The 13,260-nt window shown below is 54.8% G+C and carries 13 protein-coding genes and 1 other RNA gene; 6 read left to right on the top strand and 8 right to left on the bottom strand.

Going from position 1 to position 13,260, the window contains the following annotated elements:
• Nucleotides 1-26: 26 nt before the first annotated feature.
• Together EC836_RS21460 and yddG are read right to left on the bottom strand one after the other, a co-directional pair.
• Complete coding sequence (locus EC836_RS21460) at nt 27-1,409, bottom strand: MFS transporter (protein ID WP_123336912.1); 1,383 nt, start codon at nt 1,407-1,409, stop codon at nt 27-29.
• Between the two features lie 336 nt (nt 1,410-1,745).
• Nucleotides 1,746-2,657, bottom strand: a complete 912-nt coding sequence (gene yddG, locus EC836_RS21455; RefSeq protein ID WP_123336910.1) for an aromatic amino acid DMT transporter YddG — start codon at nt 2,655-2,657, stop codon at nt 1,746-1,748.
• A 390-nt stretch (nt 2,658-3,047) separates the two neighbouring features.
• On the opposite strand from yddG, the gene EC836_RS21450 reads away from it, so the two are divergent.
• The 3 genes from EC836_RS21450 to EC836_RS21440 all read left to right on the top strand — a co-directional run bounded on the left by EC836_RS21450 (nt 3,048) and on the right by EC836_RS21440 (nt 6,455).
• The gene (locus EC836_RS21450; RefSeq protein WP_199735260.1) at nt 3,048-3,947 is read left to right on the top strand and encodes a dihydrodipicolinate synthase family protein; all 900 of its coding nucleotides are present in this window, start codon (nt 3,048-3,050) and stop codon (nt 3,945-3,947) included.
• 9 nt (nt 3,948-3,956) lie between these two features.
• Nucleotides 3,957-5,459: an aldehyde dehydrogenase gene (locus EC836_RS21445; RefSeq protein ID WP_123336906.1), complete on the top strand. Its 1,503-nt coding sequence runs from the start codon at nt 3,957-3,959 to the stop codon at nt 5,457-5,459.
• A 324-nt stretch (nt 5,460-5,783) separates the two neighbouring features.
• Nucleotides 5,784-6,455, top strand: coding sequence for a GntR family transcriptional regulator (locus tag EC836_RS21440; RefSeq protein WP_123336903.1), 672 nt, complete (start codon nt 5,784-5,786; stop codon nt 6,453-6,455).
• Between the two features lie 29 nt (nt 6,456-6,484).
• Here EC836_RS21440 and EC836_RS21435 read toward each other — a convergent pair whose 3' ends face one another.
• Nucleotides 6,485-7,321 (bottom strand): alpha/beta fold hydrolase, encoded by an 837-nt coding sequence (locus EC836_RS21435; RefSeq protein WP_123336901.1) that lies wholly within the window; start codon nt 7,319-7,321, stop codon nt 6,485-6,487.
• Between the two features lie 451 nt (nt 7,322-7,772).
• Here EC836_RS21435 and EC836_RS21430 point away from each other — a divergent pair, with 451 nt between their 5' ends.
• On the top strand, nt 7,773-8,120 hold the full coding sequence (locus EC836_RS21430) for a DUF6404 family protein (protein ID WP_123336987.1): 348 nt from the start codon (nt 7,773-7,775) through the stop codon (nt 8,118-8,120).
• A 108-nt stretch (nt 8,121-8,228) separates the two neighbouring features.
• Here the strand turns inward: EC836_RS21430 and ssrA are convergent.
• Nucleotides 8,229-8,593: a transfer-messenger RNA gene (gene ssrA, locus EC836_RS21425) on the bottom strand.
• Nucleotides 8,594-8,640: 47 nt separating this feature from the next.
• Nucleotides 8,641-9,123 carry an SsrA-binding protein SmpB gene (gene smpB / locus EC836_RS21420; RefSeq protein ID WP_123336899.1) on the bottom strand — a complete coding sequence of 161 codons (483 nt, stop codon included), beginning with the start codon at nt 9,121-9,123 and terminating at the stop codon, nt 8,641-8,643.
• A 160-nt stretch (nt 9,124-9,283) separates the two neighbouring features.
• On the opposite strand from smpB, the gene EC836_RS21415 reads away from it, so the two are divergent.
• Both EC836_RS21415 and EC836_RS21410 read left to right on the top strand, forming a co-directional pair.
• The gene (locus tag EC836_RS21415; RefSeq protein WP_123336896.1) at nt 9,284-9,718 is read left to right on the top strand and encodes a type II toxin-antitoxin system RatA family toxin; all 435 of its coding nucleotides are present in this window, start codon (nt 9,284-9,286) and stop codon (nt 9,716-9,718) included.
• Entirely contained in the window at nt 9,711-9,998 is a 288-nt protein-coding gene (locus EC836_RS21410) for an RnfH family protein (protein WP_123336894.1), read from the top strand. The genes EC836_RS21415 and EC836_RS21410 overlap by 8 nt, the downstream gene beginning before the upstream one ends.
• Nucleotides 9,999-10,052: 54 nt before the next feature.
• On the opposite strand, the gene bamE is transcribed toward EC836_RS21410, so the two are convergent.
• The 3 genes from bamE to nadK form a co-directional block, all read right to left on the bottom strand.
• The gene (gene bamE, locus EC836_RS21405; protein WP_123336892.1) at nt 10,053-10,400 is read right to left on the bottom strand and encodes an outer membrane protein assembly factor BamE; all 348 of its coding nucleotides are present in this window, start codon (nt 10,398-10,400) and stop codon (nt 10,053-10,055) included.
• 186 nt (nt 10,401-10,586) lie between these two features.
• A complete protein-coding gene (gene recN, locus EC836_RS21400) occupies nt 10,587-12,248 on the bottom strand; it encodes a DNA repair protein RecN (protein ID WP_123336890.1) in 1,662 nt (553 codons plus the stop codon).
• Nucleotides 12,249-12,334: 86 nt separating this feature from the next.
• Nucleotides 12,335-13,213 (bottom strand): NAD(+) kinase, encoded by an 879-nt coding sequence (nadK, locus tag EC836_RS21395; RefSeq protein WP_105593177.1) that lies wholly within the window; start codon nt 13,211-13,213, stop codon nt 12,335-12,337.
• Nucleotides 13,214-13,260 lie beyond the last annotated feature (47 nt).

Genomic DNA, 13,260 nt, shown 5'->3' with positions numbered 1-13,260 from the left:
GGCCGCGATGCAGCCCCGAGTTGGATTTACCAGGCGTTATTCTTTGACAGTTTGCCTCTGGCAGAGGCTGCTTCAGGCTGCTCATCGTCCAGCGATGCGGCATCCTCCAGGCTGCGTGAGGCGGTTTCCGGAGCCAGGAACCAGGAAACGGTTAGCCCCACGGCGGTGATCCCGGCGGCGATGTACATCGTTGGCCCAATACCGATGGACTGTAACGAAACCGGGATCAGCCAGGTGCCGACTGCCGCACCAATCCGCGACATTGACGTTCCGATACCCACCGCAGCGGCACGGATCTCCGTCGGGAAAATCTCATTCGGATACACCAGCTGCAGCACCTGAGCGCCGCCAATAAACAAGGCGTAGGTGCCGAACAGCAGCAGGATCACCGGCGATGGCCCGTCACGCAGCAGGCCAAGCAGCGCCAGCGCCAGGCCGGACCACAGGAAGCTTTGCAGCAGCAGTTTGCGGCGGCCCAGGGTATTGACCAGCCGGGTAGCGATAATGCAGCCGATAACAAACAGCAGCGTAATCGCCACCGAACCGTAAGAGGCCCAGCCGCCGCTCAGGTGCAGGGCATCCAGCACCTTTGGTGCAAAGGCGTAAACGGCAAACACCGGGATCACCGAGCAGGTCCAGAAAATGGTGATAAATGCCATGCGCTTACCGTAGCCGGAGTGCAGCAGGCTTCTGAACGACAGGTGTTTATTCTCCGACTGCGCGGGCAGGTTTTTCAGGCTGAAGTCGTCGCCGTACACCCGACGAATAATGACTTCGGCTTCGGCATGGCGTCCTTTACTGATGAGCCAGCGCGGGGATTCCGGCGTGCCTAAGCGGATCAGGAACAGCAGTACGCCAATCACTGCGGTGCTGGCCAGCGTTATGCGCCAGGCTTCTGCGCCGCCGAAGTAGAGAATCGCTTCGCCGGTCATATAGGCGGTGGCGGCACCGGCAAACCACAGGATGGTCAGCGTGGCGAGGCACGGGCCACGGTATTTTTTCGGTAGAAACTCGACCAGAAACGCGGTGGCTACCGGGTATTCAATCCCCACCGCCACGCCGCTGAGCAGGCGCAGGATAAACAGCATTTCGCCGCTCTGCACCCAGAACTGAGCCAGCGAGCAGAGAATAAACAGCGTCGGGCCAACGAAATAGATCAGGCGTCTGCCGAGGCGATCGGTCAGTACACCGCCTAAAAAGCCGCCAAAGAAGATGCCGATCAGCGCCGATGCGGCAATCAGCCCTTCCCAGAAGGCGTTGAGCCCCAGCGCCGGTGAAACTTTGGTCATGGCGATGCCGATGATACTCAGCACGTAGCCATCGACAAAGGATCCGCCGCCGGAGCGGACGGTAAGTAATCGGTGGAAGCGGCTCAGCGGCACGTCTTCAACAGAAATATGAGCAGACATGGTAACTCCTGTTTTTTCTCCGATACCGTTGAATAAAAAGCACAACATAATGACTGTAATAAACATGAATGCGAGGGATGCTTATTACGGTCACGGGGTTTATTACTTTTAATCACAGCATTAACGGGATTATTTTAAACCAGATAAATTCGCCAGAATGTTATCCGGAGCAGGTTGTTTTCATTAATTTATTCAGCAGGTGAAAATTTAGTGACGGTTTTATTAAATAGTGAAATCCTCTCCGGTTAAAGACGATAGAACAGGGCGATATTGTTTTAAAATTCAGTGACTATGGGATTGGGATTTCGGGAGGAGCGTACTCCTCCCATGAAAAAGCTACGAGGCCTTACAGGAGAGCTTTTTTTCAGCCACCGTGCGCGTTGCCCACCAGCAGGCAAGAGAACCGAGGCTGACCATTGCGGTGCCCTGCCAGAAGGAAACCGACAGCTGCGAATCGAGCATAAAGGCGGCAAGGATCGCGGAGATAATCGGAATAAAGTAGGATGCCGCCGCCAGAATGGTCACGTTTCCGTGCAGGATACCGACGTTCCAGGCCGCGTAACCGAAGCCCATCGCCATCGCCGCCAGCGCAAGATTAATCCAGACTTTAGTCGATAAAACAAACTCGGGCTGCGGTGACAGCAGGAATTTTACCCACAGCGTTAGCGCGGTCAAAATAAAGAACAGCGTAATGCCATTGCTGCCCTGAGCAATTCTTTTGGTGACCACACAATAGATGGCCCAGATAATCGCGCCGCTAAAGGCCAGACCGTAGCTCAGCGGGTTATCCATTATATTACTGGCCATTTCGCTGAGCGAGAAACCACTATCGCCACCCAGTACCCGGCAAATTCCCATCACCGAAATAATAACCCCAGGAATAATTAACAGGCTGGTTTTCTGCCGGTTAACAATAACCGATAGAACAATGGTCATACTGGGCCACAGATAATTCACCATACCGACTTCAATCGCCTGGCGGCCGGAATGGGTGAATCCCAGCGACAGCGACAGGCACAGCTCGTAGCAGACGAACAGCACGCTGCCGATAATCAGATAGCTGCGGGGGAACTTGCGGATGTTGGGGAAGCCGATGGTGAACAGCAGCAGTACGGCGCTGCAGGTATAAATCAGCGCCGCACCGCCAATCGCCCCAAATCCTTCACTGACGCTCTTAATCAATCCCACAATCGCGCTCCAAAGCAGGATGGCAATCAATCCTGTGAGCGTCGCTTTATTCTGGGGCATAGCCTTCTACCTCTGTTTACTGTGATCGCCAGCGAACCGGACGGGACAACTGTTAATACCTGGTTAAATGCAGCATCAAAACTATGCTTCCTGACCGGTGCTGTAAATATGCCAGATAGCGTAATAATCTCATAATGTGATCGTTATCGGAAATCATGTAGAAAATTTTTCCCGGTTAAAAATAGTTTTAATTAACTGATATTTAACACTTTAAAAATAAAAATCTGTATAAATATCCCATTCATGCGAATTTTTTTTGTATTTTATGGGTATACAAATAATCCTCCTTCATTGACCTGTCAAACCGGGCTGTGCAAATTGTTAACAAACGTCGCCATTTTCTGCCGCACAGCGGGTGATTTTGGTTCTTATTTTCCCCTGGAGGTTAACGTGTTGACATTTGATGGTATCTTCACCCCGGCAATCACCCCTTACGCCGCCGACGGCAGCATTGATTTCGCTCGCTTTGCCGACGTGCTGGAGTCACTGATTGAAGCCCGCGTACACGGCATTATCATCGGCGGTTCCACCGGCGAATACTACGCGCAAACCACCGAAGAGCGCCTGGCGCTGGTGGAACATGCCCGCAAAGTGATCGGCAACCGCCTGCCGCTGGTGGTGGGGACCGGAGCTATCCGCACGGAAGACGCCGTAGCCTTTGCGCAGCACGCCCGCGAACACAAAGCCGATGCCATTCTGGTGACCTCGCCGCCTTACGCGCTGCCGACCGAACTGGAAAACGCGCACCACGCGCTGACCGTTGATAAAGCCGCCCAGCTGCCGATCATGCTCTACAACTACCCGGGTCGTATGGGTATCAGCATGGGTGAAACCTATTTCACCGAAGTCAGCAAATCGAAAAACGTGGTGGCGATTAAAGAAAGTTCCGGCGATCTGAACAACCTGCATCTGCTGGCCATCAAATACCCGAACATTGCTCTTTCCTGCGGATGGGACGATCTGGCGCTGGAGTTCTTCGCCTGGGGCGCGCGCAGCTGGGTTTGCGCAGGTTCTAACTTTATTCCGCGCGAGCACGTTGCCCTGTATGAAGCCTGCGTGATTGAGAAGGACTTTGCCAAAGGCCGTAAGATCATGGCCGCCATGATGCCGCTGATGAACTTCCTCGACGGCGGCAAATTCGTGCAGTCCATCAAGTACGGCTGCGATCTGGCCGGCCTGACCGCAGGCCCGGTGCGCGCACCGCTGCTGGCGCTGGACGAAGAAGAGAAAGCACAGCTGCAGGCTGTGATTGCAGGCGTGAAACGCAACGTCGCTGCGGTTACCGGGTAAGGGGATAGCATGAGCCAGATTCAGACATTAAATGATGTGGCCGCTGTGGTTCAGGGGCTGAAATTTTCCGATAAGGCATTTATCAACGGTCGCTTTGTGGCGGCAGCCTCCGGCAAAACCCTGCCAACCACCAACCCGGCGACCGGCGATAAGCTGGCCGATCTCGCCGCGTGCGATATTACCGACGTGAACAGCGCCGTTGATGCCGCGCGTACCGCCTTTGACGCCGGAAGCTGGAGCCAGCTGCCGCCGGGCGAGCGCAAAGCCGTGCTGCTGAAGCTGGCCGCGCTGATGGAGCAGGAAGTTACCGAACTGGCGGTGCTGGAAAGCCTCGACAGCGGTAAGCCGGTGAGCGAATGCCTGGCGGTGGACGTGCCGGAAACCATTCACATCATCAAATGGTACGCGGAAGCGATTGATAAGCTTTACGACCACACCGCCCCGGTGGGCAACGGCGCGATGGCGCTGGTGGTACGTGAGCCGATTGGCGTGGTGGGCTGCGTGCTGCCGTGGAACTTCCCACTGCTGATGCTGGCGTGGAAAATCGGCCCGGCACTGGCTGCGGGCTGCTCGGTGGTGGTGAAACCCGCTGAACAGACTTCGCTGACCTCGCTGCGCGTGGCGGAACTGGCTTTCGAGGCGGGCGTGCCGGCTGGCGTGCTGAACATTGTTACCGGCACTGGTAAGGAAGTGGGCGAGCCGATTGGCCTGCATGCGGATATAGACATGGTGAGCTTCACCGGTTCTACCGCTACCGGCCGCCGTTTCCTGCATTATTCAGCGGACTCTAACCTGAAAAAAGTGGTGCTGGAGTGCGGCGGTAAAAACCCGGCAGTGGTCTTTGATGACGCAGAGGACCTGGCAACCGTCGCCGGACACGTGCTGAACGGCGCGTTCTGGAACATGGGTGAAAACTGCTCGGCCACCTCGCGCCTGCTGGTGCAGGAAGGGGTGAAGGATCGTCTGCTGGCACTGATCGCCGAACAGATCGGCAGCTGGCCGATGGGCAACCCGCTCGATCCGGAAAACCGTCTGGGTACGATGATCTCTGCCGATCACTTCAGCAAGGTCAGCGGCTATCTGGAAACGGCGCGCCAGGAAGGGCTGCGCATCGTGCAGGGCGGCGACACCGAAAACGGTATCTACGTCCAGCCGACGGTGATCGATGGCGTTACCCCGCAGAGCGCGCTGTTCCGCGAAGAGATCTTCGGACCGGTACTGTGCATCACCACCTTTAAAACGGAAGCCGAAGCGATTGCGCTGGCCAACGACACCCCTTACGGGTTGGCGGCATCGGTCTATACCGGCAAACTGAACCGCGCTATCCGTGTCTCCCGCGCCGTACGTGCCGGAACGGTGACGGTGAACTGTTTCGGTGAAGGTGATGCGACTACGCCGTTTGGCGGCTACAAGCAGTCCGGCTTTGGCGGGCGTGATAAATCGGCCTTCGCGCTGGATCAGTACACCGAGCTGAAAACCATCTGGATTGACGTTCCGGGTTCCGATAGCTAAGTTCTTGCTTTAACCCTCCGCTGCTCGCCATTCCTGGCGGGCAGCGCTCAATCTGCCAGCGCTCCCGGCCATAAGGGCAGGGGACAGGCCTTTTTCTCGCCAGAACCAATCCGCCATATTGCAAAAATCGCTCAACGATAAACTTCGTTACTTATTGATTATACGTAATTCTTACCCAAATGATGAAAGTGTTATGTCGATCCAGGTATCGCATGAAATATTTGAATTATTTTTGCTGTATACGCACTTTTTCTGTAGGTTAATCGGCATGGGATAGCGCGATTCTCGCGCAAAATTGAAGATGATGGCGTTCAGGAGGCAACATTGAGATCGGGAAAAGCTGCACTATATGAGGATTTGAAACGTCTCATTTTAACCATGGAACTCGATCCCGATGAGCTTCTGGACGAAGCCAGCCTGACGGCGCAGTACGGTTTGTCGCGCACGCCGGTAAGAGAAGTTTTCCAGAGGCTGGCCGGTGAAGGCTATCTGGAGATCGTTGAGAAACGCGGCGTTAGAGTGATCCCAATGAGCCACTCCAGCCTGCGTAATTTCTTCCTCGTTGCGCCAATGATTTATGCCGCCACCGGGCGCCTTGCGGTGCAGAACTACAAACCGTCGCAGATGAAGGCGCTGAAGGAGACGCAGAAGCGCTTTCGTAAGGCGGTGCAAACGCGCGATGCCGAAGCGCTGGCGCTGGAGAATAACCGCTTCCATGAAATCATGGGCGAGATGGCGGGCAACCCCTATCTGCAGCCGAGCCTGGGCCGTCTGCTGATCGACCACTGCCGTATTGGTCACACCTTCTTCCGCCCGCAGAATGCCGATATGGAACGCCGCCTGCAGCTCGCCGCCGAGCACCACGACGCGTTTATCGTCGCCATCGAGGCGCGCGACGAGCAGGCCGTGGTCGACCTGGTGTTCGAACATTGGGAGCTTTCCCGCGAGAATATGGAAATCTTTATTGCACCACAGGGGCTGAAGGCGGACTTTTAGCCGCCTTTATAAAGCGCTATTGCTAACGATTAATCACGAATAAAGGCCAGCAGGTCGGCATTGATCACATCCGCATGGACGGTATGCATGCCGTGTGGGTAGCCCGGATAAATAATCAGTTTGCTGTTGGCCAGCAGTTTATCCTGTAACACCGCTGCGGCTTTGTAAGGCACAACCTGATCGTCGTCGCCCTGCATCACCAGCGTTGGTACGGTAATCGCTTTTAAATCTTCGGTCTGATCGGTTTCAGAGAAAGCCTTAATACCTTCATAATGCGCCTGAGCGCTGCCGATCATGCCCTGACGCCACCAGTTCTGGATGGTGCCTTGTGACACCTGAGCACCGTCACGGTTGAAGCCATAAAACGGACCTGATGCGACATCAAGGTAGAACTGACCGCGGTTGGCAGCCAGGCCTGCACGGAAGCCGTCGAAAACCTCCAGTGGCGTGCCTTCAGGATTTTCAGCGGTTTTCAACATCAGCGGCGGTACAGCGCTGATTAGTACGGCCTTAGCGACGCGGCCCTGCGGCTGGCCATACTTCGCCACGTAACGAGCCACCTGACCACCACCGGTAGAGTGACCGATATGAACCGCGTTCTTTAAATCCAGATGCTCAACCACTGCGGATGCATCGGCCGCATAGTGGTCCATGTCATGGCCTTCGCTAACCTGGTCAGAACGTCCGTGGCCACGACGATCGATGGCGATGACGCGGAAGCCTTCTGCCAGGAAGAACAGCATCTGGTTGTCCCAGTCATCCGCACTCAGTGGCCAGCCGTGATGAAACACAACCGGCTGCGCGTCTTTAGAGCCCCAGTCTTTGAAATTGATATTTACACCATCATCAGTCGTTACAAATGCCATGAAACGTACTCCTTTATGAGGAAAAATCTTTTTCTTCTGCGGAATGTGCATCCCGGAAGACTTTAGGCAGGGACCATTTCAATATCATGAATATATTCAATGGGTTTTAAACGCATTGGGGATGACATTGATGACCAATGTTTCCAAAACTATAGTAGATAAATATTCTCAATATTTTTTGCAAACTATGCCATTTGGAAAACTTCGATCATGAGTGGACCCCGGCTCAGGCTTTTTCTCCATTCAGAGACGGAATGTCGGCGTGATAATCACACCTCTGAACTGAGTTTGCGGCAGTGATGTCGGAATGCGAACGGGGTCTTGTCTCTGGAGGATGCCGGGTGCAAAATCGAGGCTGACGCATACTCTCCAATCAGAGTCGTCCCCATTCTACTCTGGGCTGAATGACACCCTCCGAATTTTAAAGATACCCAGTGAAAGGATTCAGATGATAAAATTTGAAGATAAGAAGCAAAAGGCAATCGCGCTGCTGGAGGAAAAAAAGATGTGGCGGAGCAATTATGCGCCACCGATCCTGCGCTTGTGTTGGAAGCTTGGGGGGAAAGTACCGCCCTCACCGTTTGCCCCTTTCTGGCTGAATACGTTGTTATATACCGCCTGGTTCGGCCCTCTGTGGGGCGTTTTAATGTGGTTGAGTTCCTGGCAAAATCAGCACTTCAGCGTGTTGCGTGCGGTGTCTACCGCCCTCATTACCGGTTTGCTGTTTGGTATATCCATGGCGCTATTTCACTATTGGGGCAGGTGGAAAAACAAGCTTCCTGACTGGAAGAGTCTTTGATAGAGCAATGCTTTCGGGAGATTACAGGCACAAAAAAGCCCGCAAAGCTTTCACCTTGCGGGCTTTCAGGACTTCGGCGGACAATTCTGGTATCGCCGCTAAAGAATTTGGTGGAGCTGGCGGGATTTGAACCCGCGTCCGAAATTACTACACCGTCGGCACTACATGCTTAGTCCAGTCTTTACATTCGCCGGTTAGCTGCGGACGGACACGCTACTAACAAACTAGCCTGATTAGTTTTAACGCTTCAACCCCAGGCAGGGCTTCCACGCGATCTCTTTTGGGTTTGACCTCTCTTTGATCCCCGTCTTAAGAGCGGAAGCTAGGGAGAGAGGGCTCTTAGCAGGTTATTAAGCTGCTAAAGCGTAGTTTTCGTCGTTTGCGACTATTTTTTTGCGGCTTTTTACGAGGCAAACCGCCCCTCGGCATGCTCCTAGGGCTTCGCAAATCCCGTCGAATCCAGAATCAGCCCCAAGTAGAAAATCAGTATAACAGAAAAACCTGTCGCTATGCCAGTAGCTTAGCGATTCGCGTGCTTCATAATGCGCGCTTTGTCTAATTGCCATTCGCGATCTTTAATGTCATCGCGCTTGTCGTGCTCTTTCTTGCCTTTCGCCACGCCGATCTTCAGCTTAGCCCAGGCGTTTTTCCAGTACATCGACAGCGCCACGATGGTGTATCCGTCGCGGTTGGCTTTGCCAAAGATGTTGTCGAGTTCGCGCTGCTTCAGCAGCAGCTTGCGGCTGCGGGTTGGATCGCAAACCACGTGCGTAGAGGCCACGCTCAACGGCTGGAATGTTGAACCGAACAGAAAAGCTTCACCGTCGCGCAGCAAAATATAGCTGTCGCTGATATTGGCCTTTCCGGCACGGAGAGATTTAACTTCCCATCCCTGTAGCGAAAGCCCAGCTTCGAACTCTTCTTCAATGAAGTATTCGTGGCGGGCGCGCTTGTTCATGGCAATGGTAGCGGAACCGGGTTTATGTGCTTTTTTCTTTGTCATAGTGCCACTTAGTGTACATGAAGCCGTGATTTTTGGCATCCCCTGTAACGTGACCGAAAGGGGAAAGAGGTATTCTAGCAGATGCCAGGCAGGAGAGAATTTTTGTTTGAATCCCGGCAATGGTATTATTTAAAAGTTCTAAGTTTAGACAGGAATTGTTATGTCCCAGATTAGTCGTTCGGCACTGGTGCCGTACAGTGCTGAGCAAATGTACCGGTTAGTGAATGATGTCGACAGCTATCCGGAATTTCTGCCGGGTTGTACCGGCAGCCGTGTACTTGATGCCAGCAACGATCAGATGACCGCTTCCGTAGATGTTTCCAAGGCGGGCATCAGTAAAACCTTTGTTACCCGCAATACCCTGACCGATAACCAGAGCATTCATATGCAGCTGGTTGATGGTCCTTTCCGCAAACTGAGCGGCGGCTGGCGGTTTATCGCGCTCAGCGATGAAGCCTGTAAAGTTGAGCTGAACCTGGATTTCGAGTTCACCAATATGCTGGTTGAACTGGCATTTGGCCGCGTCTTTAAAGAGCTGGCCAGCAGCATGGTCCAGGCCTTCACCCAGCGTGCGAAAGAGGTTTACAGTGCCTGATATCGCGGTCGAAGTTGTCTATGCACTGCCGGAAAAGCAGTATCTTTACAGCGTTAAGGTGCCGGAGGGCAGCACGGTTGAAGAGGCGATCAGAGCATCTGGCCTGCTGGACCTGCGCAGCGATATCGACCTCAACGAAAACAAGGTCGGCATCTACAGCCGCCCGGTAAAGCTGCATGATGAAGTGCAGAGCGGCGATCGCATTGAGATCTACCGTCCGCTGATTGCCGACCCGAAAGAGCTGCGCCGCCAGCGGGCCGAGCGCGCAGCAAAAAAATAAGGCGCATCAGCGCCTTATTTTGTTTCCTTTCTTCGCCGGTTACGGCGAAGCGGATCAACCCTCAGATTTTGTCAGAGCCGGTTTATTATCAATGTTGGTCAGCGTTCCGTTGCTGTCGAAGGTCAGCGTCAGGGTTTGCTGCTTGATAGGCTCATGGCCAGGCTGCTGGCGGAATACGTAGTACCAGACGTTGCTGCCGAACGGATCGTGCATCATCGGTGTACCCAGAGTGTAAGCAACCTGCTGTTGCGTCATACCGGTGTGGATCTTGGCAACATCGTTGGCAACCAGGTAGTTGCCCTGGTTGATATCAGGCCGGTAAACCACTCGCTCCAGAGTGGAACATCCAGCGGTCATCATCAGAAGAACCACCGCAGCAGCAGTCAGCGTTTTACAGCGCATAAGTATGTTTATTCCTTTGTGGCTATTTGTATCCCCACCCACCTGAAGCAGCCGCCCCGGCAATCTGGGTCTATCAGTGTACAACTACGATACCAGCGTAAGTTGCCGATGATAATAAACCTTTACGCAGTTTAAAACCTCTGCGAAGCAAGGATATGACCACAAACCGGTAAAAAAGTGCAATGGTCAGGCGGCTAAAAGTTCTTTTGCGTTGGCCAGCGTGTTGCGGGTGACCTCGCTTCCGCCCAGTAGACGCGCCAGTTCCTGCAGGCGAGCGCGCTTGTCCAGGCACTGCATATGAGTTTCGGTCATCTCGCCGTCGGTTTCTTTGCTGACGAAGAAATGCTGATGGCCACAGCCTGCTACCTGCGGCAGGTGGGTCACGCACATCACCTGGGTTGATTCGCCCAGCTGGCGCAGCATCTTACCAACGACGGCGGCGGTCGGGCCGCTGATACCCACGTCGACCTCATCGAAGATCAGCGCCGGCGTATCCATCTTACGGGCGGTAATCACCTGAATAGCCAGCGCGATGCGCGACAGCTCACCGCCGGAGGCGACTTTCGCCAGCGGCTGTAACGGCTGGCCGGGGTTGGTGCTGACGCGGAAATCAATGCGATCGCCGCCTTCCGCCGTCAGGTGCTCAGGATTGAACTGCAGGTCGATGGCGAAGCGACCGTGCGGCATCGACAGCGCGTGCATGCTTTCGGTAATCAGGCGGCTCAGCTCTTCGGCAAAGTGCGCGCGGCGTTCGTGCAGCTGTTCGGCACAGTGCAGTGCGGCGGCGTGATGTTCAGCAACCGCCTGCATCAGTTCATCCTGATCGCTCTCCTGCTGGTCCAGCAGCTGCTGCTCTGCCAGCAGTTGCTGATGGAAGCCAGGTAACTCTTCCGGCGCGATATGATGCTTGCGGGCAAGGCTAATCTGCCGCGAGAGGCGCTGTTCCAGCTCCTGAAGGCGATTCGGGTCCAGATCCAGCCGATCGCAGTAGTGGCGCAGTTCGTCGCTGGCCTCGCTAATCTGGATGGCGGCTTCTTCCAGCATGCTAAACACGCCGCTGAGCTTGTCATCCATCTCGGTAAGCTCGCCCATCAGTTGACGAACGGTATACAGCTGGCTTTGCAGATTATGATCTTCGCCGTCAGCCAGCAGCAGCAGCGCCTGCTGGCTGACGGAGAGCAGATGCCCGCTGTTCGCCTGGCGTTTATACTCTTCGTCAATCTGCTCGTACTCACCCTGCACCGGCGCAAACTCGTTCAGCTCTTTTAGCTGGTACTGCAGCAGTTCGCGGCGCGCTTCACGCTCCTGAGCCTGCTGTTGATGATGGGCGAGGTTACGGCAGCTCTGATGCCACTGGCGATAGCGCTGCGCCATGTTTTGCAGCAGCAGCGTTTCGCCCGCGTAGGCATCCAGCAGGGTTTTCTGATGTTCGGGTTTGAGGAGCAGCTGATGCGCGTGCTGGCCGTGGATCTGAATCAGCGCCTGGCCCAGTTCACGCAGCTGGAAGAGCGGCACCGAGGTGCCGTTGATAAAGCCGCGTGAACGGCCATCGCTGCTGATAACGCGGCGCAGCAGGCACTCGTTGCCGTCATCCAGCTGGTTCTCACTCAGCCAGCGCTGGGCGGAGGGTGTATCCTTCAGCGAGAAGCGGGCGCAGATATCCGCACGGGATGCGCCCTGGCGAACCATATCCGCTTCGGCACGACCACCCAGACAAAGCCCCAGCGCATCGATAGCGATGGACTTACCCGCACCGGTTTCGCCGGTGATTGCCGTCATGCCGCGCTGAAAGTCGATCTCCAGTTCACGAACGATAGCAAAATTACTGATGGTCAATTGTGCCAGCATAGTTGCCTTCCTGTATGAAAACACATATATGGTTTTTCATACAGTATATACTGGTTTTATGACCAGTAAAGTAGGCTGGCGCAGTTTTAGAACAATTTTTTTGACCAGCCGAGTTTTGAGCTTAGCGTATTGAAATAGTTGTAATTTTTAGGGTGAATTAAATTCAGGTGATAGTCACTGCGGCGGATCAGCACATCTTCCCCTTCCTGAATCGGCAGGGCGATCTGGCTGTCGCAGCTGATTTCCAGATCGCTGCGCAGGGAAGAAAAGCGCAGGCGGATCGTACTGCTGCTGTTAATCACCAGCGGGCGCGCCGACAGGGTGTGCGGGAACATCGGCACTATCGCGATCGCGTCCAGCGACGGGGTTAAGATCGGGCCACCCGCTGAGAGAGAATAGGCGGTGGAGCCGGTCGGCGTGGAGATAATCAGGCCGTCGGAACGCTGTGAAAAGGCGAAGCTCTCATCGATGTAAACTTCAAACTCAATCATGTGGGCCACTTTGCCCGGATGCAGGACCACTTCATTGATGGCGGTGCCGATGCGCGGCGCGCCGGACTGGCGGCAAACCTGCGCCTCCAGCAGGAAGCGGCTTTCAACAAAGTATTCGCCTTCCAGTACGTCAGCCAGCTGCTGCTGGGCGTTATCCGGGTCGAGATCGGTCAGAAAACCCAGATTACCGCGGTTGATGCCGATCACTTTAATATCATAACGCGCCAGCACGCGCGCGGCGCCGAGCATGTTGCCGTCGCCGCCGACGACCACGGCGAGGTCCGCCTTCTGGCCAATTTCGGCCAGCGTACCGGTTTCCACCCCTTCCAGTTTCAACTCGCGGGCAATCTGGCGCTCTATGATCACCTGATAGCCGCGCGCGGTGAGCCAGCGGTACAGCATTTCATGGGTGGTGAGCGCAGTAGGATGCCGGGGATGGCCGACGATCCCGATGCAGTTGAAGTGGCTGTTCATGATTCTGGCATTCCTTACGAGGTAAACTCCCCCGACAATGTGACTGG

This window comes from Erwinia sp. JUb26, from assembly GCF_003751505.1.
In the GTDB taxonomy this organism is placed as follows: domain Bacteria; phylum Pseudomonadota; class Gammaproteobacteria; order Enterobacterales; family Enterobacteriaceae; genus Erwinia.
The sequence above is the reverse complement of the archived record's forward strand: the minus strand, read 5'-3'. Positions and strand labels throughout refer to the sequence as shown.